The 21,536-nt window shown below is 71.7% G+C and carries 13 protein-coding genes and 1 tRNA gene; 10 read left to right on the plus strand and 4 right to left on the minus strand.

From position 1 onward, the window contains the following. The first annotated feature begins 76 nt into the window (after nucleotides 1–76). The 7 genes from ACTMS0_RS06205 (at nucleotide 77) to ACTMS0_RS06235 (ending at nucleotide 10,853) form a co-directional block, all read left to right on the plus strand. Entirely contained in the window at nucleotides 77–1,540 is a 1,464-nt protein-coding gene (locus ACTMS0_RS06205; protein ID WP_441154135.1) for an alkaline phosphatase family protein, read from the plus strand. Beyond that, the gene (locus ACTMS0_RS06210; protein WP_441154136.1) at nucleotides 1,537–2,604 is read left to right on the plus strand and encodes a polyprenyl synthetase family protein; all 1,068 of its coding nucleotides are present in this window, start codon (nucleotides 1,537–1,539) and stop codon (nucleotides 2,602–2,604) included. The genes ACTMS0_RS06205 and ACTMS0_RS06210 overlap by 4 nt, the downstream gene beginning before the upstream one ends. A gap of 385 nt (nucleotides 2,605–2,989) precedes the next feature. Beyond that, nucleotides 2,990–5,848 (plus strand): RICIN domain-containing protein, encoded by a 2,859-nt coding sequence (locus ACTMS0_RS06215; protein ID WP_441154137.1) that lies wholly within the window; start codon nucleotides 2,990–2,992, stop codon nucleotides 5,846–5,848. Beyond that, nucleotides 5,845–7,953 (plus strand): ThuA domain-containing protein, encoded by a 2,109-nt coding sequence (locus tag ACTMS0_RS06220; RefSeq protein WP_441154138.1) that lies wholly within the window; start codon nucleotides 5,845–5,847, stop codon nucleotides 7,951–7,953. Before ACTMS0_RS06215 ends, ACTMS0_RS06220 begins: the two co-directional genes overlap by 4 nt. Nucleotides 7,954–8,374: 421 nt before the next feature. Then, nucleotides 8,375–8,773, plus strand: coding sequence for a tyrosinase family oxidase copper chaperone (locus tag ACTMS0_RS06225; protein WP_441154139.1), 399 nt, complete (start codon nucleotides 8,375–8,377; stop codon nucleotides 8,771–8,773). Nucleotides 8,774–8,795: 22 nt separating this feature from the next. Further along, complete coding sequence (melC2, locus tag ACTMS0_RS06230) at nucleotides 8,796–9,617, plus strand: tyrosinase MelC2 (RefSeq protein ID WP_441154140.1); 822 nt, start codon at nucleotides 8,796–8,798, stop codon at nucleotides 9,615–9,617. A gap of 228 nt (nucleotides 9,618–9,845) precedes the next feature. Continuing rightward, nucleotides 9,846–10,853, plus strand: coding sequence for a sugar phosphate isomerase/epimerase family protein (locus ACTMS0_RS06235; RefSeq protein WP_441154141.1), 1,008 nt, complete (start codon nucleotides 9,846–9,848; stop codon nucleotides 10,851–10,853). Between the two features lie 193 nt (nucleotides 10,854–11,046). Here the strand turns inward: ACTMS0_RS06235 and ACTMS0_RS06240 are convergent, their stop codons facing one another. From ACTMS0_RS06240 to ACTMS0_RS06255, 4 genes are all read right to left on the minus strand, one after another. Then, nucleotides 11,047–12,231, minus strand: a complete 1,185-nt coding sequence (locus tag ACTMS0_RS06240; RefSeq protein ID WP_441154664.1) for an ROK family protein — start codon at nucleotides 12,229–12,231, stop codon at nucleotides 11,047–11,049. A gap of 136 nt (nucleotides 12,232–12,367) precedes the next feature. Beyond that, nucleotides 12,368–13,441: a sugar phosphate isomerase/epimerase family protein gene (locus ACTMS0_RS06245; RefSeq protein WP_441154142.1), complete on the minus strand. Its 1,074-nt coding sequence runs from the start codon at nucleotides 13,439–13,441 to the stop codon at nucleotides 12,368–12,370. A 117-nt stretch (nucleotides 13,442–13,558) separates the two neighbouring features. Then, entirely contained in the window at nucleotides 13,559–16,894 is a 3,336-nt protein-coding gene (locus ACTMS0_RS06250; protein WP_441154143.1) for a ThuA domain-containing protein, read from the minus strand. A gap of 247 nt (nucleotides 16,895–17,141) precedes the next feature. Then, nucleotides 17,142–17,531: a hypothetical protein gene (locus ACTMS0_RS06255; RefSeq protein WP_441154144.1), complete on the minus strand. Its 390-nt coding sequence runs from the start codon at nucleotides 17,529–17,531 to the stop codon at nucleotides 17,142–17,144. A gap of 270 nt (nucleotides 17,532–17,801) precedes the next feature. Between ACTMS0_RS06255 and ACTMS0_RS06260 the strand changes: the two genes are divergently transcribed. From ACTMS0_RS06260 to ACTMS0_RS06270, 3 genes are all read left to right on the plus strand, one after another. Then, nucleotides 17,802–17,874, plus strand: a tRNA-Asn gene (locus ACTMS0_RS06260). A gap of 257 nt (nucleotides 17,875–18,131) precedes the next feature. Beyond that, nucleotides 18,132–20,252, plus strand: coding sequence for an MMPL family transporter (locus tag ACTMS0_RS06265; protein ID WP_441154145.1), 2,121 nt, complete (start codon nucleotides 18,132–18,134; stop codon nucleotides 20,250–20,252). Further along, the gene (locus ACTMS0_RS06270) at nucleotides 20,242–21,483 is read left to right on the plus strand and encodes an FAD-dependent oxidoreductase (protein ID WP_441154146.1); all 1,242 of its coding nucleotides are present in this window, start codon (nucleotides 20,242–20,244) and stop codon (nucleotides 21,481–21,483) included. The genes ACTMS0_RS06265 and ACTMS0_RS06270 overlap by 11 nt, the downstream gene beginning before the upstream one ends. The last annotated feature ends 53 nt before the right edge of the window (nucleotides 21,484–21,536 follow it).

The raw sequence follows: 21,536 nt of genomic DNA on the forward strand, positions 1-21,536 counted from the left end.
GCGAGCGCCAGCGAGCGAATCATCGACGCCGTGCGGTGGAGCCTGCGCCCGGCGCCGAGCGAAGCGAGGTGACGGCATGAGCAAGCGACTGGTGGTGCTGGACGTGGTGGGCCTGACCCCGCGGCTGCTGGCCCACATGCCCCGGCTGCGGGCGGTGGCCGACGCCGGCTTCCGCGCCGAGCTGGGCACCGTACTGCCGGCGGTGACCTGCGCGGTGCAGTCGACCTTCCTCACCGGGACGCTGCCGGCCGGACACGGCATTGTCGGCAACGGATGGTACTTCCGGGACCTCGGCGAGGTGCTGCTGTGGCGCCAGCACCACGCCCTGGTCGGCGGGGAGAAGCTGTGGCAGGCCGCCCGCCGGGTCGAGCCCGGCTACACCGTCGCGAACGTGTGCTGGTGGTACGCGATGGGCGCGGACGTGGACTGGACCGTCACGCCCCGCCCGGTCTACTACGCGGACGGGCGCAAGGACCCGGACTGCTACACCGACCCGCCCGAGCTGCACGACACGCTCACCGCCGCGCTGGGCACCTTCCCGCTGTTCACGTACTGGGGGCCGGGCGCCGGTCTGGCCTCCTCGCGCTGGATCTGCCGGGCCGCCGAACAGCTCCTCGCCGACCAGGCACCCGACCTGACCCTGGTCTACGTCCCGCACCTCGACTACGACCTGCAACGGTTCGGGCCGTCCTCGCCGCGAGCCGCCGCCGCGGCGGCCGAGCTGGACGCCGTGCTCGCGCCGCTGCTGGACGCCGCCCACGCCCGGGACGCCACCGTCGTGGTGCTCTCCGAATACGGCATCACCGACGTGTCCCGACCGGTCGACGTCAACCGGCTGCTGCGCGCCGAGGGGCTACTCAGGGTCCACACGCAGGCGGGGATGGAGTACCTCGACCCGTGGACCTCGCGGGCCTTCGCGGTCGCCGACCACCAGATCGCCCACGTGTACATCCGCGACCCCGCCGACGTGCCGGCGGTGGCCAAGCTGTGCGCCGCTCTGCCCGGGGTGGCCGAGGTCCTCGACGCCGACGGCAAGGCGGCGTACGGGCTGGACCACCCGCGCGCCGGCGAACTCGTCCTGGTGGCCGAGCCGGACGCCTGGTTCACGTACTACTACTGGCTCGACGACGCCCACGCGCCCGACTTCGCCCGGCTGGTCGAGATCCACCGCAAACCCGGGTACGACCCGGCGGAGCTGTTCTTCGACCCCGCGGCCCCGGGCGCGGCGAAGCGACGGGCGGCCGTCGCGCTCGCCCGTAAGAAGCTGGGGATGCGGTACCTGATGAGCGTCGTCGGACTGGACGCCGGCGCACGGGCGGTCCGGGGCTCGCACGGGCGGCTGCCCGCCGACCCGGCCGACGGGCCCGTCCTGCTCTGCTCCGACCCTTCGGCGGCGCGGGAGCGGATCGCCGCCACCGAGGTGAAGGGGCTGCTACTGGAGCTGGCCGGTCTGGCCCCACCAGCTCCGCCGGCTGCCGCCTCTCCGCCGGCTGCTGCCTCTCCGCCGGCTGCCGGCGGACGGCTGGGGGAGGAGCCGTGACGGTCACCGTCGCGCCCACCGACGCGGCCGGGCTGCGGGCCCGGTTCGACGCCGAGCTGGCCGCGTTCCTCGACCGGCAGTACCCGGACTGGCCGGACGGCGCGCCGCGCGGCGTGTTCACGGCGCTGCACCGGTTCGTGCTGGCCGGCGGCAAGCGGCTGCGCCCGCTCTTCTGCTACTGGGGCTGGCGGAGTGCCGGCGAACCGGACGGCACGCCGATCGTGGTCGCCGCCGCCGCGCTGGAGCTGTTCCACGCGTTCGCGCTGATCCACGACGACATCCTCGACGGCAGCGACCGCCGCCGCGGCGAACCCTCGGTGCACCGGATCTTCGCCGACCTGCACGCCCGCTCGTCCTGGCGCGGCGACCCCGAGGCGTACGGGCGCAACACCGCCCTGCTCTGCGGTGACCTCTGCGCCGCCTGGTCGGACCAGATGTTCCACGAGTGCGGGCTGAGCACCGATGCGGTGCACCGGGGGTACGCGGTCTTCGCGCTGATGCGTACCGAGGTGATCGCGGGGGAGTACCTGGACCTGGTGTCCGGTGTGGGCGACGGCTCGGTCGCCAGCGCGCTCACCGTGATCCGGATGAAGGCGGCCCGCTACACCGTCACCCGGCCGTTGCAGATCGGGGCGACGCTGGCCGGCGCGGGGCCGGAGCTGGTAGCCGCGCTGGCCGAGTTCGGCGACCCGCTCGGCGACGCCTTCCAGCTCCGCGACGACGTGCTCGGCGTCTTCGGCGACCCGGCGGTCACCGGCAAGTCCGTCCTAGACGACCTGCGCGAGGGCAAGCCCACGGTGATGATGGCGCTGGCCCGCGACGCCGCCGACCGGGCGCAGACCGCGCGGCTGCGGGAGCTGTTCGGCAACCCGGAGCTGGACGCCGACGGCGCCGCCGAGCTGCGGAAGATCATCGAGCGCACCGGCGCCCGCGAGAAGATCGAGCAGATGATCCGCGTCCGCGCCGACGCCGCCCTGGCCGCCCTGGAGAACGCCCCGGTGGCACCGGAGAGCCGGGCGGCGCTCGCCGCCCTGGCCGGCCAGGCGATCGATCGCCGGCGCTGACCTGTACTGCCGGCCGTCGGCCGGGCAACTTTCGGCCAATTCGACGAAAGTCCATGCTGGATCGTCAGAAGGTATGGACACATCGACGTACGCCATTTAATGTCGTGCCAACACCGGATTATTTCGTCGAGGTGAACCGGCGGCGCGGGAACCCATCGACTGAACCTTTCCACCTGAACCGCGCGGCGTCCGCACCCGACCACGGGCCGTACGGGGAGGTTGAAAAGGTCCACTGGTGACCACCGAGCACGTGGCCCGCCAGCCAACGGTGGTCACGGCCGGCCGGGACGGCACCCGGCGGGCCGACGGCACCCCGCTACGGCATCCGGCGCGACGGCGCGCGCCCCGCCCTGGCAGTCACTCGTCAGGAAGGGACAGCACAGCGATGTCCACGAGGCACACACCCCACCACCGCTCCTGGTTCGCCGGCGGCTCGACCCTGCTCCTGGTCGCCGCCGCCGGCACCGTCGCCCTCGGCGCCGGCCCGGCCGCCCTCGGCGGACCCACCCCGGCCCAGGCCCACCCCATCGTCGCCACCGACTTCCAGCAGGTCACCCTCGCCAAGGGCGTCGCCGAGGTCGGCGAGCCGATGACCATCGCGGTGCTGCCGGACCGCTCGGTCCTGCACACCGCCCGCAACGGCACCGTCCGCCGCACCGACGCGGCCGGCACCACGGCGGTGATCGGCAGCGTCGCCGTCTACAGCCACGACGAGGAGGGGTTGCAGGGCGTCGGGGCCGACCCGAACTTTGCCAGCAACCGGCACATCTACCTGTACTACGCGCCGCCGCTGTCCACCCCGGGCGGGGACGCCCCGGCGACCGGCTCCGACTTCTCCGCCTGGCAGGGCGTCAACCGGCTCTCCCGGTTCACCCTCAACGCCGACTTCACCCTGAACCAGGGCAGCAGGGTCGACATCCTCGACGTCCCCGCCGACCGGGGCATGTGCTGCCACGTCGGCGGCGACATCGACTTCGACGCCGCCGGCAACCTGTACCTGTCCACCGGCGACGACACGAACCCCTTCGACTCCGCCGGGTACGCGCCGGTCGACGAGCGCACCAACCGCAACCCCGCGTACGACGCGCAGCGCAGCGCGGCCAACACCAACGACCTGCGCGGCAAGATCCTGCGGATCAAGGTGAACGCGAACGGGACGTACTCGATCCCGGCCGGCAACATGTTCGTCGACTCGGACCCGCGGACCCGCCCCGAAATCTACGCGATGGGCTTCCGCAACCCCTTCCGGATGAGCGTCGACAAGGCCACCGGCATCGTCCATGTCGGCGACTACGGGCCGGACGCGGGTACCACCACCGCCCGCGGCCCCAGCGGGCAGGTCGAGTTCAACCGGGTCACCGGGCCGGGCTTCTACGGCTGGCCGTACTGCACCGGCACCAACACCGCCGGCGAGACGTACGCCGAGTGGGACTTCGCCGCCGGTACGGCCGGCGCGAAGTACAACTGCACCGGCGGCCCGACCAACAACTCGTTCCGCAACACCGGCCTCCCCACCCTGCCGGGCGCCAAGCCGGCCTGGATCCGGTACGCGGGCGACGCCGGCAGCCCGCCGGAGTTCGGCGGCGGCTCCGAGTCCCCGATGGGTGGCCCGGTCTACCGGTTCAACGCCTCGTCGACCTCCACCACCAAGTGGCCGCAGAGCTTCGACGGGCTGTTCTTCGCCGGTGAGTTCGGCCGGGGCTGGGTGAAGCCGATCCACGTCAACGCCGACGGCTCGGTCGGTACCATCGACACGTTCCCCTGGAACGGCAAGCAGGTCATGGACATGGCGTTCGGGCCGGACGGCGCGCTCTACGTCCTGGACTACGGCACCGGGTACTTCAACGGTGACGCCAACTCGGCCCTCTACCGGTACGACTACGTCGCCGGCGGCAACCGCGCCCCGACGGCGGTGGCGTCGGCGGACAAGACGTCCGGCGCCGCCCCGTTGACCGTGAACTTCTCCTCGGCCGGGTCGTCGGACCCGGAGGGCGGGGCGCTCACCTACTCCTGGGCCTTCGGCGACGGCACCAACTCGACGGCGGCCAACCCGAGCAAGACGTACACCGCGAACGGCACGTACACGGCCACGCTGACCGTCCGCGACCCGCAGGGCGCCACCGGCACCGCGAGCGTGCAGATCGGCGTCGGCAACACCGCGCCGACGGTCACCATCACCAGCCCGGGCAACGGCTCGCTCTTCTCCTTCGGGGACACCGTGCCGTTCGGCATCACGGTGACCGACCCGGAGGACGGCACGATCGACTGCACCAAGGTCAAGATGACGTACGTGCTGGGCCACGACAGCCACGGCCACCAGATCACCTCGAAGACCGGCTGCTCCGGCTCGATCACCATCCCGGTCGACGGTGAGCACGACGACGCGGCGAACATCTTCGCGGTCTTCGACGCCGAGTACACCGACGCGGGTGGTCTGACCACGCACACCCAGCACACCCTCCAGCCGCGCAAGCGGCAGGCGGAGCACTTCAAGACCTCCTCCGGCATCGCGACCTTCGACAAGGCCACCGCCGAGGGTGGCAAGACCGTCGGCAACATCAACAACGGCGACTGGATCGCGTTCGAGCCGTACCGGATCAGCAACGTGACGTCGTTCAGCGCCCGCGTCTCCTCGGCCGGGGCCGGCGGCACCCTCCAGGTCCGCGCCGGCTCGGCCACCGGCGCGGTGCTCGGCTCGGCCACCGTCCCGGTCACCGGCGCCTGGGACGCGTTCACCACGGTCACGGGGAGCGTCAGCAACCCGCCGGCCGGCACCACGACCCTCTACCTGACCTTCGCCGGGTCGGGCACGGGCGCGCTCTACGACGTCGACTCGTTCACCTTCACCACCGGTGGCGGCAGCGGGGTCGGCCCGATCACCGGGCTGGCCGGCAAGTGCCTGGACGTCCGGAACGCGGCCACCGCCGACGGCACGCAGATCCAGATCTGGACCTGCAACGGCACCACGGCCCAGACGTGGACGGTGACCCCGAACTCGACCATCAAGGCCCTGGGCAAGTGCCTGGACATCTCCGGCGGTGGGTCGGCGGACGGCACCAAGATCCAGCTGTGGACGTGCAACGGCACGGGCGCGCAGAACTGGTCCGCGCAGGCCGACGGCACGGTACGCAACCCGCAATCGGGCAAGTGCCTGGACGTCTCGGGCAACAACTCCGCCGACGGCACGGCGGTGCACCTGTGGACCTGCCACACCGGCGCCAACCAGAAGTGGACCCTGCCATGAGAATCCTCCGACCCGTCCTCGGCGTGGCCACCGCCGTCCTCGCCGTCCTTGCCTGCACCTCCCAGGCCGGCCCGGTCAACGCCGCCGACGCCGCGTACGACGTGCTGGTCTTCTCCAAGACGGCCGGCTTCCGCCACGACTCCATCGCCGTCGGCACCCAGGCCATCCGCGACCTGGGGGCGGCGAACAACTTCACCGTCACCGCCACCGAGGACGCCGCCGCCTTCACCACCGGCAACCTCGCCCAGTACGAGGCCGTGGTCTTCCTCAACACCACCGGTGACGTGCTCAACGCCAGCCAGCAGAGCGCCTTCGAGTCGTACATCGGCGCCGGCGGCGGCTTCGTCGGCGTCCACTCCGCCGCCGACACCGAATACGGCTGGTCCTTCTACGGCAACCTGGTCGGGGCGTACTTCGCCTCGCACCCGGCCATCCAGCAGGCCAACGTCAAGGCCGAGAACCGCGCCCACGCCGCTACCGCCCACCTGCCGCAGACCTGGACGCGCACCGACGAGTGGTACAACTACCAGACCAACGCCCGCTCCACCGCGCGGGTGCTGGCCACCCTCGACGAGTCGTCGTACTCCGGCGGCTCGATGGGCGCCGACCACCCGCACTCGTGGTGCAAGACCGTCAGCGGCGGCCGGGCCTTCTACACCGGCGGCGGGCACACCCAGGCCTCGTACGCCGAGCCCGCCTTCCGCGCACACCTGCTCGGCGGCATCCGGTACGCGGCCGGCCGCACCAAGGCCGACTGCCGCCCGGAAACCGGCTACACCACCCTCTACAACGGCTCGACGACCGGCTGGTCGCAGGCGGGGCCGGGCAGCTTCACCAACGCCGACGCCACGCTCACCTCGGTCGGCGGCATGGGCCTCTACTGGTACAGCGCCAAGCAGTTCACCAACTACTCGCTCAAGCTGGACTGGCGGCTCGCCGGTGACGACAACTCCGGCGTCTTCATCGGCTTCCCGCCGTCGAGCGACCCGTGGTCGGCGGTGAACAACGGCTACGAGATCCAGATCGATGCCACCGACGCGGCGGACCGCACCACCGGAGCCGTCTACACCTTCAAGTCCGCCGACATCGCCGCCCGGGACGCGGCCCTGAACCCGCCGGGGGAGTGGAACACCTACGAACTGCTGGTGGAGGGGGAGCGCCTCCAGGTCTTCCTGAACGGCGTGAAGATCAACGACTTCACCAACACGGACCCCGCCCGGTCGCTCGCCGGCCACATCGGGCTCCAGAACCACGGTACGGGCGACGACGCCTCGTTCCGCAACATCCGGATCAAGGAGCTGGGCTCCACCCCGCCGGGCGGGAACACCACGATCCAGGCCGAGGCGTACAGCTCGGCCAACGGGGTCACCCCGTTCACCAAGGCCGGCGCGAACGGCGGCCAGACCCTCGGCTACATCGACCCGGGCGACTGGGCCGCGTACAACGGGGTGGACCTGACCGGTGTCACCTCGTTCCGGGCCCGGGTCGTCTCCGGCGGACCGGGCGGCACGCTCCAGGTGCGCACCGGCTCGGCCACCGGCACCGTGCTCGGCTCGGTCGCGGTGCCCAACACCGGCAGCTGGACCACCTTCGCCGACGTCACGACCACCCTGTCCGGCGTCCCGTCCGGCACGCAGAACCTCTACCTGACCTTCACCGGTTCGGGCTCGGGGCTCTACGACGTGGACGACTTCACCCTGGTGAAGGGCAGCGGCGGCACCCCCGGCACCGGGCCGATCAAGGGCCTGGCCGGCAAGTGCCTGGACGTGCGCAACGGCGCCACCGCCGACGGTACGCAGATCCAGATCTGGACCTGCACCGGCAGCGCCGCCCAGACGTGGACGGTGACGCCGAACTCGACGATCCGGGCGTTGGGCAAGTGCCTGGACGTCTCCGGCGGCGGCTCGGCCGACGGCACGAAGATCCAGCTCTGGACGTGCAACGGCACGGGCGCCCAGAACTGGTCGGCCCAGGCCAACGGCACGGTACGGAACCCGCAGTCAGGCAAGTGCCTGGACGTCTCCGGCAACAACTCCGCCGACGGCACGGCCGTGCACCTGTGGACCTGCCACACCGGCGCCAACCAGAAGTGGATCCTGCCGTGATCTGAAAGGAAGGGCCCCTTGTTAACGCCTGGCGTTGTACAAGGGGCCCTTCCCAACACCTGCGTCGACGCACGGGCCCTCTGCTTCGGCAGGGGCCCATGGCGTGTCCTGCGTCACCCATCGGGCGCGGTCGGCGACTGTGCGCAACATCGGTGCATGGACATCCCCTGTCGGTCCCGGTCGACCGGGGCGGCGGCTATCGATCCGCCTCCACTACTTGCCTGCCGCGACAACGACGGACCCGGTGACGGCCTGTCACCGGGTCGACCGCTCCACTGTCGACCGTCCTTGAGGTACGCCGCCGTCCGTTGATAGCTTCCTCTCGCTGCGTTTCGGCCGAAGATTTTTCGGTCCATGTCGACTGAAACTTTGTTTCCTTCGACTGTTCATCATCGGCATGCATGGAGAGGATTTGGTGAGGATGGCTGAGGTCAACCGCCGCGACGTCCTGCGCGTCGCCGCCGCCACGGCGGTCTCCGCGGGATCCATCGTGGGCGTCACCCGGGTCGCCGACGCGACCGAACGACCGGCGCCGGCGCGTCCCACGCCGGACGGCACGGGCACGGTCACCGAGACCTACCGGGGACGGCGCATCACCATCGGCGCGCCCGCTCACGCCGGGCACCGGCACCGCACCGCGCACGGCCTGCCCGCGCCCGCCGTCCGGATCGACGACGTGGACCTGCACGTGATGGCGAACGCCGACGGCAGCTACGTCAGCGCCGTCCACCACTACCGGTCGTTCGAGGACCTCCGGGAACTCGCCCGGGCGGCGGTCGACGACCTCGACGGCGCCCGCCTGATCCCGCTGCACGGCTGACCGACCCCGAGAGGCACCCGCCATGGGCATCCGCAAGAACCAGCGTGACCTGACCCCGACCGAGCGGCGCGCGTTCGTCGACGCCGTACTCGCGCTCAAGCGCAGCGGCGTCTACGACCAGTTCGTCCGTACGCACAACGACTTCATCCTCGGCGACACGGACACCGGCAACCGGGTCGGCCACCGCTCGCCCTCGTTCCTGCCCTGGCACCGGCAGTTCCTGCTGGAGTTCGAGCGCGCCCTCCAGGCCGTCGACCCGGCGGTGAACCTGCCGTACTGGGACTGGACCACCGACCGCTCCGCGACGTCCTCGCTCTGGTCGCCGGACTTCCTCGGCGGCAACGGCCGCAGCGGCGACGGCCAGATCACCACCGGCCCGTTCGCGTACGCCACCGGCAACTGGCCCCTGAGCGTCCGGGTGGACAGCCGCAGCTACCTCCGCCGCCAGTTCGGCGCCGCCGGGCAGAGCCTGCCCACCTCCAGCCAGGTCGCCACCGTGCTCGCCCAGACCGGCTACGACGTCGCGCCGTGGAACAGCACCTCCGCCTCCGGCTTCCGCAACCTCGTCGAGGGCTGGCGCGGCCCCAACCTGCACAACCGGGTGCACGTGTGGGTCGGTGGCACCATGGCGACGGGCGTCTCCCCGAACGACCCGGTCTTCTGGCTGCACCACTGCCACGTGGACAAGCTCTGGTCGAACTGGCAGCGCGCCCGGCCGTCGGCCGGCTACCTGCCCACCGGTGGCACCGCGAACGTCGTGGACCTGCACGACGTGATGTCCCCCTGGAACACGGTGAGCCCGGCCGACCTGCTCTCCCACGACGCCTGGTACACGTACGCCTGACGGTGGGAAGGGGCCCCTCGTCGGGGAGGGGCCCCCTTTTGAACGGCCCGATCCCCGCCTAGAGTGAAAGCGGCGACCGCGAGGTGGCCGGTGAGCCGACGGGAGGCGCAACCCGTCGGCCCCAGGCGCAACCGTGCCCACCGGTGCTTCTCGGGCCGCCCGCACCCGGCACTCCCTCGCCCCGGTCACGCACGTACGGAATCCCCATCACGACAGGGGAAAAGGACCATGGCGCGACCCATCACGCTCTTCACCGGCCAGTGGGCCGATCTGCCGTTCGACGAGGTTTGCCGGCTCGCCTCCGAGTGGGGCTACGACGGCCTGGAGATCGCCTGCTGGGGTGACCACTTCGAGGTCGACAAGGCGCTCGCCGACGAGTCGTACGTCGACCGGAAGAAGGAGACCCTCGCCAAGCACAACCTCCAGGTCTTCGCGATCTCCAACCACCTGGTCGGCCAGGCGGTCTGCGACCACCCGATCGACGAGCGGCACCAGGGGATCCTGCCGGCGCGGATCTGGGGCGACGGTGAGCCCGAGGGGGTCCGTCAGCGGGCCGCGCAGGAGATCAAGGACACCGCCCGCGCGGCGGCGAAGCTCGGCGTGAAGACCGTCGTCGGCTTCACCGGGTCGTCGATCTGGCACACCCTCGCCATGTTCCCGCCGGTGCCGCCAGCGATGCTGGAGCGCGGCTACCAGGACTTCGCCGACCGCTGGAACCCGATCCTCGACGTCTTCGACGAGGTCGGGGTGCGCTTCGCCCACGAGGTGCACCCGAGCGAGATCGCGTACGACTACTGGACGACGAAGCGGACCCTCGAAGCGATCGGGCACCGGCCGGCGTTCGGGCTCAACTGGGACCCGTCGCACTTCGTCTGGCAGGAACTGGACCCGGTGAACTTCATCTTCGACTTCGCCGACCGGATCTACCACGTCGACTGCAAGGACGCGAAGGTGCGCACCGGCGACGGCCGGCGCGGCCGGCTCGCCTCCCACCTGCCCTGGGCGGACCTGCGCCGCGGTTGGGACTTCGTCTCCACAGGCCACGGCGACGTGCCCTGGGAGGACTGCTTCCGCGCGTTGAACGCGATCGGGTACGACGGGCCGATCTCCATCGAGTGGGAGGACGCCGGCATGGACCGGCTGGTCGGGGCTCCCGAGGCGTTGCAGTTCGTCCGCCGGCTCGCCTTCGACGCCCCGGCGGCGGCCTTCGACGCCGCCTTCAGCAGGAAGGACTGACGGCAGCTCGGCCGGCCGGGGGCGCAAACCCCGGCCGGCCGCCCCGCCCGACCGCCCCGACCGCTCCTGCCCGAGTCGATCATGAAGTTATAGCGGCGATCACCGGCGTGTCGCCGCTATAACTTCATGATCACCGGGGCCGCGGCGGGGGGCCGGGGCCGGGAGTGTGCGGGGGGAGGCGGGGGCGGGCGGGTCAGTGGGGCTTGAGGGCCTGGTCGCTGATCAGGCGGGCGGCGCCGACCACGGCCGCCCGGTCGTCGAGGTCCGACAGGACGATGGGCATCGTGCCGGTGGCCAGGGGCGCCGACCGGCGGTAGACGAGCGCCCGGATCTCGGCGAGCAGCGTGTGGCCCAGCCCGGCGGGGGCCCCGCCGATGATGACGATGGCCGGGTTGACGAAGCTGACCAGCCCGACCAGCACCTGACCCAGCCGGTGCCCCGCCTCGCGTACCACCGCGTGCGCGGCCGGGTCGCCGGCACCGGCCGCGGCCGTCAGGTCGGCCACGGTGAGGTCGCCGGCCTCGGCGAGCCGGGCGGCCAGCGCGGGGGAGCGGCCACCGCGCGCCGCCGCCAGCGCCGCCCCGACCAGCCCGCTGTCGCCGCAGTACGCCTCGAGGCAGCCGACCTCGCCGCACACGCAGGTCGGGCCGTCCTCGGTGAGCCGCAGGTGGCCGATGTCCCCGGCGCTGCCGGTGGCACCCCGGTGCAGGGCGCCGCCGAGGACCAGGCCGCAGCCGACCCCGGCGCCGAGCGCCACCCGGAGGAAGTCGTCGAAGGTGCGCCCCACGCCGGCGTGCCGCTCGCCGAGGGCGCTGACGGTGGCGTCGTTGTCGACCACGGTCGGGCAACCCAGCTCGGCGGCGATCGTGTCGCGTACCGGGAAGCGGTGCCAGCCCGGCAGCAGCGGTGCCGAGACCGGCATGCCCTCCCGCAGGTCGACGGGCCCGGGAAGGGCCACGCCGACCCCGGTGAGCCGGCCCAGGCCGAGGTCCGCGCGGAGCTTCCCGATCAGTTCCACCGCGCGGCCGACCACGGGCTCCGGCCCCTTCCGGACGTCGACGGGCTCGGCGAGGTCGGCGAGCGGCGTCAGCTCCCCGTCGGTGACGGTGACGGTCAGTTCCCGCGTACCGATGACGACGGCGGCGAAGCGTACCCCGCACCCGAGGCGCAGCAACGACGAGCGCCGGCCGCCGCGGGAGGCGGCGGGCCCGGCGTTCTCCACCAGCCCGACCTCGGTCAGCCGTTCGATTTCGGCGACGAGCCGCGCGCGGGTCAGACCCAGCGCGTCGCCCAGCTCCACTCGGGACCGGGGGCCGTTGTCGCGCAGCAGCGTGACCAGGCGTGCCTGGTCCGCGTTCTCCGGCCGGACGGAGACCATCTCCACCACCTCCCGGCCGGAGTCTGCCACGGTGTTGTTACCGCCCCGTAGCGCGCCGGGGCCGCGCCCGGTGAAACCGGACGCGGCCCCGGCCCGCGCCCGACGACCGGGCGCGGCCCCCCTTCAATCGGGTCCGTCAGCCCCGCAGACCCGACATGTGCTGGAGGCTGACCTCGGCGTAGCGCAGGGACCGGCCCGGGTCGGCGGCGCCGCCCGGAGCGTTGTCCTGCTCCCACATCGGGTTGTGGTAACCCTTCGCGCCCATGTTCGCGAAGAAGTTGCCGTAGTCGATGTCGCCCTGGCCGAGCGGCACCATGTCGTACCCGGCGCTGCTGTTCGGGTTGAACGCGCCGTCCTTGGCGTGGAACAGCGGGAACCGGATCGGCTGCGCCGCCACGACGGCCAGCGGGTCGAAGACGCTGGTCTGCACCACACCGTCCGGGTCGGTGTAGGTCCTGAACCGGTGCTGGGCCACGTGCGCCCAGTAGATGTCCATCTCGAACCAGACCCACTCCGGGTTGGTGTGGGCGATGAAGTAGTCCAGCTTTCGTACGCCGGAGGACCGGGTCGGCCGGCCCAGCGCGTCCAGCGGGCCGCTGTCCAGCAGGAAGTTGTACGCGGCGTCGTGGTTGTGGGTGTACAGCTTCAGCCCCCGGGCGGCGGCCATCTCCCCGAAGAAGTTCCACCGGTCGACGGCGGCGTCCCAGTCGGCCTTGTAGTTGCTGTTGGTCGGGTCGCTGCCGGTGCCGATGTGGCTCATGCCGAGGATCTCGGCGGTGTCGAGGGTCCGCTCGAACGCGGCGACGGTGTCCGGCGTGACGGTGCCCGGGATCGAGGCGTGCGAGCCGTTGGCGCGCAGCCCGTTGTCGTCCAGGATCTTGCGGATCTCCTGCGGGGTGATCTGCCGGCCGAGGATCGCCGTGCTCTGGTTGTAGCCGGCGAACTCGACCTCCTTGTACCCGATCTCGGCGAGCCGGCCGAGGACGCGCTCGAACCCGTACGGCACCCCGGTGGTGTCCGGGGCGGCGCCGATCCGGTCGCGGACGCTGTACAGAATGATGCCGCGCTTGCCGGCGGGGACGAGCAGGCCGTTGCCGTCCGCCCCGGCGGCGGAGGCCCAGCCGCTGGCGCCGACGGCGGCCGCGCCGGCGACGCCGGCCAGGGCGCCGAGCATCCGGCGACGGCTCATTCCGTGTTGACTGTCGTTCATCTGATGCTGCCTTTCTCGGTGCGGTGGTTCCGGTGTCCGGGTCGCCGGTGGTGACCCGGGTGGTCGGGGGGAGCGGGCCGGTGCCGCCGGTGCGGTGCCGCCCCGGCCCGCTCCCGGTCAGGGGCTGACGCCGATGCCGGCGCCGGTGAACTCGACCCAGTTGAGGTTTCCGAAGCCGCCGCTCGGACCACCGGGAACGGTGGCGAAGACCAGGTAGAGGCGGTGCGAACCGCCCGGGTCGGTGATCGGCACGCTGGTGCTGGTGAACGCGGTGTTGCCGGTGGTCGCGTTGACCGTGGCCGTGGTCAGCAGCGGACCGGTCGGCGAGTCCAGCCGGAACTGGACGGCGAACCGGGGCTGCCCGGCGGTCGCGGCGCTGCCGCCGGACGTCCGCAGGGTGACCGACTGCATGTTGCGCAGGTCGACCGTGTTGTTGATCGCGATCCAGTCACCCGGGTCGAGGCTGCCGCGTTGCTGCCCGCCGCCGGTGTCGGCGCTGGTGCCGACCGTGGTGCCCGACTCGTTGCGGGCAAACTCCACCTGCTGCCGCTTGTCCTGGATGACCTGCTGGTCGACCGTGGTCAGCGCCGGCTGGCCGTTGGCGCCGCCGTCGGTGTACGACGCGCTGACCACGCCGTAGATGTATCCACCGTGCGAGGCGTCGTCCGGATCGGTGGGCAGGACCCCGGAGCAGCCGAACTGGTTGGCCTCGCCGTGCCCGTGCTCGTCGTGGCCGAGCACGAAGGTGACCTCTACCTTGGAGCAGTCGACCGGCCCGTCCTCCGGGTCGGTGACGGTCACCGACCACGGGATGTCGTCACCCCAGCTGAAGAAGCCACCCTCGACCGGGGTCTGCACGGTCACCGTGGGCGCGGTGTTGCCGACCGTGATGGTGGTGTTCGCCGACGCGCTCTTGCCGCTGGAGTCGGTCACCGTCAGGCGGGCGGTGTAGACGCCGTTGGCCATGTACGTGTGCGTCGGGTTCGGGTCGATGGAGTCGGTGGTGCCGTTGCCGTCGAAGTCCCACGCGAACGAGATGGAGTCCGCCGGGTCCGGGTCCCTCGACCCCTCGCTGGAGAACGCCACGGTCAGCGGGGCGATCCCGTTGGTCGGTGTGGCGGTGAGCGTCGCGATCGGCGCCCGCAGCCCCTTGACGTAGCTGAACTTCAGCATCGCCGCGTCCGGGTTGACGTTGAAGAAGCCGTCGCCGTACGTCAGCAGGTAGAAGTTGCCGTCCGCGCCCCACTTCATGTCCATCGGGTTGTCGCAGAGGAACGGCCGGGCGGGTGTGGTGGGCGCCGGTCCGCAGTTCAACACGTTGTTGATCTTCAGGATGTCGCCCTGCGAGTCGAGCCGGACCTCCTTGAGGGTGTCCCGAGTGAACTCGCCGAAGAAGATCGCGTCGTCGAAGTACGCGGGAAACTTCGTCTCCGACCTCAGCTCCGGGTCGTAGTCGTACTTCGCCGCGCCGTGCGGGCCCACCCCGCCGGTGCCGAGCTCCGGGAAGAGCACCGGGCAGGTCTGCGTCGGTGTCGACAGGTACGACTCCGGGCAGGGGGTGGGAGCCTGGAAGGAGTACCAGAGCTCGGACTTCTTCACCGTCGGCAGGTCGGTCAGGCCGGTGTTGTGCCGGGAGGTGTTCTTGGGCGCCGCGCAGTCGAACGGCGCGACCGGCGAGATGGGGCTGGTGGTCCAGTTCATCTCGATGTACGGCAGGTTCGGCTGCACGCACATCGGCCAGCCGTAGTTGGCCGGTTCGTCGACCACCATCATCCGGCCGGTGCCCGCCGGGCCGCGGCCCACCGCGGCGGTGGAGGAGTCGGGGGAGTAGTCGGTGATGTAGGCGACGTCGTCCTTGTCGAGGGTGATCCGGAACGGGTTCCGGAAGCCCATGGCGTAGATCTCCGGCCGGGTCTTCTCGGTGCCGGCCGGGAACAGGTTGCCCGCCGGCACCGTGTAGCTGCCGTTCGCCTGGACCGTGATGCGCAGGATCTTGCCCCGCAGGTCGTTGGTGTTGGCGGAGCTGCGCCGGGCGTCCACGAAGGGCGCCTGGTACGCGCCGGTGGCGCTCACCGAGTCGTTGTGCGGCGAGAAGCCGCCGGAGCCGCCGCCACCGGCGGGGGTGTCGTCACCGGTGACCAGCCACAGGTTGTTCTTCGAGTCGAAGGCGATGTCGCCGGCCACGTGGCAACAGGCGCCCCGGTCCACCGGCACCTGGAGGATCTTCTGCTCGGTGGCCAGGTCGAGCGAGGGGTTCTCGCCGTCGACGAACTTGAAGCGGGACAGCTGGAAGTAGCCCTTCCACCGGTCCCAGGCCGTCGGGTCGGTGCTGGTGGTCGGCGCGCCTCCGGTGGGGGTGTCCAGCGGGGGCGCGTAGAACAGGTAGACCCAGCGGTTGGTGGCGAAGTCGTTGTCGATCGCCGGGCCGTACATCCCGTCCTCGCTGTGGGTGTAGACCGGGATCTGCGCCAGCACGGTGGTCTCGTTGCTCTCCGGGTCGTGCAGCCGTACGCCGCCGCGCCGGTCGGTCTGGAGCACGCGGCCGTCGGGGAGCACGTCGAAGCCGATCGGCTCGTTGACGTTGGGCTGCGCCCCGATCACGGTCATCTGGTAGTTGGCGAGCACGGTCGCGCCGCAGTCGCCGTCGGTGACGCCGGCCGCCCACTGGATCGCGCCGCCCAGGTGGGCGCGCAGGTCGGTGCCGCCGAAGCTCTCCGGCGTGGCCCCGAGCCCGGTGTAGAAGGAGCGGCCACCCTGGTGGTCCTTGCACCAGGTGATCGGGTGGTCGAAGCCCATCGACCCGCCGGCGTACGTCTTCTCGTCCACCGTGGCGAGGACGTGCGAGACGCCCCGGACGTTGGCCGCGAAGTTGTACCACCGGTCGGTGTGGGTCCAGCGTTCCGGCAGGGGCGCGGAGGCCGGGTGGACCCGGTCGGCGACGGTGACCGTGGCCGGGCCGGCCGCCGTGGCCGCCCCGGCGGCCCGGGTGCCGAGCACGCCGTCCAGGAAGGACCAGCCCGGTTCGGCCTCGATCGCCGAGTGGACGCCGACGAAGCCGCCGCCGGCGCGGTAGTACCGCTCGAACGCGGCCTGCTGCGCGTCGGTGAGCACGTCACCGGCGGTGTTGAGGAAGATGACCGCCCGGAACTGTTTCAGGTGCGGCCCGTCGAACTTGCGGGGGTCGTCGGTGACCTCCACGGTGAACCGTCGCTCGTTGCCGAGCTGCCGGATGGCGTCGACCCCGGCCGCGGTGGCGGCGTGGCTGCCACCGGCGGAACGGGTGAACACCAGCACCTTGTACTCGATGCCGTTGCTGTCGGGGGCGGGTGTGGTCAGGACCGGAGCGGCGGAGGCCGGTTCCGGCTGCGGTGCGGCGGTCGCGACGAGTGTCGTGCCGAGGAGGGTGAGGAGACTGAGGTAGGTGGTGGCCCTTCGGCCGGTCGGTCTGCGCATCGAACCTCGCTCTGGTCGGGCGGGTCCGCCTCAGCGCGTCGCTGAGGAGGGTCGCGGGACGGAGAGCCTGGCCAGGTTCTACGCGAGACGATATTTGCGCATGGAAGTAAAGAGAAGAGGTTCGGGGCAGAAGTTTCCCTCAGATCGTGCGAACTTTCGTTCTGAATCGGCGAAAGTCGGTCCGCCGGTCCGCGCAAACGCCAGCGGGCCGGTCGTTCGAGACGACCGGCCCGCTGATGCGTACGCGTTACAGCGTGCTGCCGCTGCCGCCCGAAGTGGACGGCTTGCTGCGGGACGTGCTGCTGGTCGACGACCCGGAGGTCGCGCCGGACGAGCCGGACTTGGCGCCGACGGTGGCCGGGGTGCCGGCGAACGCGTCGTCGGCGGCGGTCAGCTCCTGCCGGTGGCCGTTGCCGCTCAGCTTCTCGCCCAGCTTCGACTGCCCGAGCTTGTCCTTGCCCTCGCTGTAGAGCCGGGTCGCCTGGGCCTGCGCGACACCGGCCGCCTCCTGGACGGTCGGGTGGTCGAGGACCTTGCGGCCCCGCACCACCAACTCCTCGTACTTCTCACGGCCGGCGCGGGCGCCCAGGACGAATCCCGCAGCCAGCCCGCCAAGAAACATGATCTTTCCGCGCATGGCGGCTCCTTCCGTACCTGACGCGCCGTCGTCCCGCCACATACCCGTCGGGACAGGCCGATGCGCCTGCGTCCTGTCGTCGGCAGCTAACTACCCATCCTGCTCTCCGCTCATACCTGCTTGTGCCGCGATGACGATTTGTCCCTGTATATCCTCGTGTCGGAGCACGGTCGGACGTGGGTAACCCCCTGGACCAACACCCCGGGGAGTCCTGTACTCTTGTCCCGTCGCACGGAGCCGGAGAGATCCGGAAGCCGGGTGACGGCACGGTCCCCCGTAGCTCAATTGGCAGAGCAGCCGGCTGTTAACCGGCAGGTTTTTGGTTCGAGTCCAAACGGGGGAGCTCCTCTCCATCACAACGCCCGTCGGCCCGCCGGCGGGCGTTCGCCGTCTCAGGCCCGCCCCCACCCTCGGCGATCTTGCACTTTCGGCCCCGACAGACGGGGCAAACACGCGCAAATCAAGGGCACAAAGTGCAAGATCGGCGGAGTCGGGGTGGAGTGGTTTCGGCTCCGCACGACGGCTTGGGCCGGCAGGATGGGCGATGTCGGGCTTAAGCCGCGATGCGTCGATTGGTGCGTCGGTCACTGGGTGGTGCGGATGTCCGGAAGAGGCGGTCGCGGGCGGGTCACGCTGGTCGCGCTGCTGGTCGTCCTCGCCTGGCTGGTGATCGGAGGCGTGGCCGGGCCGTACTCCGGGCGGCTCGGTGAGGTCGCCACCAACGACAACGCCTCCTTCCTCCCGGCCGACGCCGAGGCGACCCGCGCCCAAGAGCTGTTCGAGCGGTTCGTCGACGAACCCACCACGCCGGCGCTCGTCGTCTACGAGCGCACCTCCGGCATCACCGACGCGGACCGGCAGCGGATCGCGGCCGACGCCGTCCGGTTCGCCGAGGTGCCCGGCGTGGTCGGCCCGCTCCCGCCCCCGATCCCCAGCGAGGACGGGCAGGCCGTGCAGGTGGTCGTGCCGATCGACGACGACCGGGGTGAGGAGATCGGGACGGTCGTCGAGGAACTGCGCGACGTCACCGGCGCCGACCGGAACGGGCTCACCGTCGACGTGGCCGGGCCCGCCGGCCTGCTCGCCGACCTGATCGAGGTGTTCTCGGCGATCGACGGGACGCTGCTGCTGGTCACCCTCTGCGTGGTGCTGGTCATCCTGCTGGTCGTCTACCGCAGTCCGGTGCTGTGGATCTTTCCGCTGCTGGCCGCCGGCATGTCCTTCGGGCTCGCCTCCGTCTTCGTCTACCTGCTCGCCGACGCCGGGTTGATCACCCTCAACGGGCAGGCCCAGGGCATTCTCACCGTGCTGGTCTTCGGCGCCGGCACCGACTACGCGCTGCTGCTCGTCGCCCGCTACCGGGAGGAACTGCACCGGCACGAGTGCCGCTGGGACGCGATGAGGGCGGCATGGCGTGGCGCGGCCCCGGCCATCGTCGCCTCCGCCGGCACCGTCATCGTCAGCCTGCTCTGCCTGCTGCTGTCCAGTCTGAACTCCAACCGCGCGCTCGGGCCGGTCGCGGCCATCGGCATCGCCGCCACCCTGCTGGTGATGCTCACCTTCCTGCCCGCGCTGCTGGTGCTCGGCGGACGGTGGGCGTTCTGGCCGCGCCGGCCGCTCCACGACCGCGCCGACCCCCGCATCGAGGACGGCATCTGGAGCCGCGTCGCCCGGTTCGTGGCGCGGCAGGCCCGCGCGGTCTGGCTGGTCACGAGCGTCGCGCTGGCCGCGCTGGCGATCGGTCTCACCCAGCTCGGCGTGACCACCCTCGGCCAGAGCGACCTCTTCACCGAGCGGACCGAATCCGTCGCCGGGCAGGAGACGATCGCCCGGCACTACCCGGGCGGCACCGGGAGCCCCGCCACCATCTTCACGACCCAGGAGACCGCGCGGCAGGTCGCCGAGGTGGCGCAGGGCGTCCCGGGGATCGCGGCCGTACGCCCGCTCACCGACAACCCGGCCGGCCCCCCGGACCCGAACGCGCCGCCGAAGGTCGTCGACGGCGTCGTCCAACTGGAGGCGACGCTCGCCGACCCGCCGGACTCCGACGGCGCCGAGCGGACCATCCGGGACCTGCGCGTCGCCGTGCACGCCGTACCCGGCTCGGACTCGGTGGTCGGCGGCTTCACCGCGATCAGCGTGGACACCGCCGACGCCTCCCGGCGCGACCAGAACGTCATCATCCCGGTCGTCCTCCTGGTCATCGCGATCATCCTGGCGCTGCTGCTGCGGGCCATCCTCGCTCCGATCCTGCTGATCGCGACCGTGCTGCTCAGCTTCGCCGCCACGCTCGGCCTCTGCGCGCTGATCTTCAGGTACGTCCTCGACTTCCCCGGCGTGGACGCCTCGTTCCCGCTGTTCTCCTTCGTCTTCCTGGTCGCCCTCGGCATCGACTACAACATCTTCCTGATGAGCCGGGTCCGGGAGGAGTCGGTCCGGCGCGGCACGCGGGCCGGCGTGCTCGCCGGCCTCGCGGTCACCGGTGGTGTCATCACCTCCGCCGGCATCGTGCTCGCCGCCACGTTCGGTGCGCTCGCCGTACTCCCGCTGGTCGTGCTCGTCGAACTGGGCGTGGCGGTCGCCGTCGGCGTGCTGATCGACACCATCGTGGTCCGCTCCCTGCTGGTGCCCGCCCTGTCGTACGACATCGGCCCGAAGATCTGGTGGCCGAGCCGGTTGTCGCGGTTTAACGGTGAGCGGGAGGCGCAGCGTGCTGGCTGAGACGGACGTGGTGATCGTCGGCGGCGGCCTGGCCGGCCTGGCGGCGGCCCGGCGGCTGCACCGCGCCGGCGTGCCGTGGCGGCTGCTGGAGGCGAGCGGCCGCCTCGGCGGCCGCGTCGCCACCGACGCGGTCGACGGCTTCCTGCTCGACCGCGGCTTCCAGGTGCTCAACACCGCCTACCCGCGGCTCGGCACGCTGCTGGACGTCGACCGGCTCGACCTCGGGTACTTCACCTCCGGCGTGCTGGTCCGCCGGGGCGACACCCTGACGCGGCTGGTCAACCCGCTGCGGGAACCGGCCGGCGCGCCCGGCACCGCCCTGGCCGGCGTCGGCTCGCTGCTGGACCGGCTGCGGTTCGCCGCACTCGCCACCGGCTGTGCCACGCTGCCCGCCCGGCGGCTGCTGGACGCGCCCGAGACCACCACCGAGGCGGCGCTGCGCCGCGCCGGCCTCTCCGACGCGATCATCGAGGAGTTGCTGCGACCGTTCCTCTCCGGCGTGTTCGTCGACCGCCAGCTGGAGACCTCCAGCCACGTGTTCGCGATGGTGCTGCGCTCCTTCGCGCGGGGGCGCATCGGCCTCCCGGCCGAGGGGATGGCCGCGCTGCCCCGGGCCGTGGTCGCCCCGCTGCCCACCGACCTGATCGACCTGGACACCCCCGTCGCCCAGGTCGCGCCCGGCCGGGTCCGCACCCAGGCCGGCGACATCGCCGCCCGCGCCGTCGTGGTCGCGGTCGATCCGCCGGCGGCGGGAACGCTGCTGCCGATGCTGGCGCGGGTACGCATGCACAGCTACACGACCTACTACCACGCCACCGACACGCCGCCCCTGGACGAGCCGATCCTGCTCGTCGACGGCGACCGGCGGGAACTCATCGCCAACACCGTCGTCCTCAGCAGGGCGGTGCCGACGTACGCGCCGGAGGGGCGGCACCTCGTCGCCACCTCGGTGGTCGGCCCGTCCGCCCCACCCGAGCCGGTGATCCGGGACGAGCTGGCCCGCCTCTACGGACGGTCCACCGCGGACTGGACCCACCTCACCACCGTGTCGGTCCCCGACGCGCTACCCGCCGCACCACCGCCGCAGCGCCGGCTGCGCAAGCCGGTGGCACTGGGGGAGGGGCTCTTCGTGGCCGGCGACCACCGGGACAGCCCGTCCATCCAGGGCGCGCTGGCCAGCGGCTGGCGTACGGCCGGCGCCGTCCTCGAACACCTGCGCCCGCCGGCCTGACACCTCCTCGGGGATGGCGTCGCTGCGCGCTGTTATCCTCGCGTTGCCCATCG

Source organism: Micromonospora sp. H33 (genome assembly GCF_052068455.1).
Classification (GTDB): Bacteria; Actinomycetota; Actinomycetes; order Mycobacteriales; family Micromonosporaceae; genus Micromonospora.

Bases quoted from the DNA above. Each gene is read 5' to 3' on its own strand.
- ACTMS0_RS06205 (WP_441154135.1), top strand. From the start codon at position 77: ATGAGCAAGCGACTGGTGGTGCTGGACGTGGTGGGCCTGACCCCGCGG.
- ACTMS0_RS06215 (WP_441154137.1), top strand. From the start codon at position 2,990: ATGTCCACGAGGCACACACCCCACCACCGCTCCTGGTTCGCCGGCGGC.
- ACTMS0_RS06220 (WP_441154138.1), top strand. From the start codon at position 5,845: ATGAGAATCCTCCGACCCGTCCTCGGCGTGGCCACCGCCGTCCTCGCC.
- ACTMS0_RS06225 (WP_441154139.1), top strand. From the start codon at position 8,375: ATGGCTGAGGTCAACCGCCGCGACGTCCTGCGCGTCGCCGCCGCCACG.
- melC2 (WP_441154140.1), top strand. From the start codon at position 8,796: ATGGGCATCCGCAAGAACCAGCGTGACCTGACCCCGACCGAGCGGCGC.
- ACTMS0_RS06235 (WP_441154141.1), top strand. From the start codon at position 9,846: ATGGCGCGACCCATCACGCTCTTCACCGGCCAGTGGGCCGATCTGCCG.
- ACTMS0_RS06240 (WP_441154664.1), bottom strand. From the start codon at position 12,231: ATGGTCTCCGTCCGGCCGGAGAACGCGGACCAGGCACGCCTGGTCACG.
- ACTMS0_RS06245 (WP_441154142.1), bottom strand. From the start codon at position 13,441: ATGAACGACAGTCAACACGGAATGAGCCGTCGCCGGATGCTCGGCGCC.
- ACTMS0_RS06250 (WP_441154143.1), bottom strand. From the start codon at position 16,894: ATGCGCAGACCGACCGGCCGAAGGGCCACCACCTACCTCAGTCTCCTC.
- ACTMS0_RS06255 (WP_441154144.1), bottom strand. From the start codon at position 17,531: ATGCGCGGAAAGATCATGTTTCTTGGCGGGCTGGCTGCGGGATTCGTC.
- ACTMS0_RS06265 (WP_441154145.1), top strand. From the start codon at position 18,132: ATGTCCGGAAGAGGCGGTCGCGGGCGGGTCACGCTGGTCGCGCTGCTG.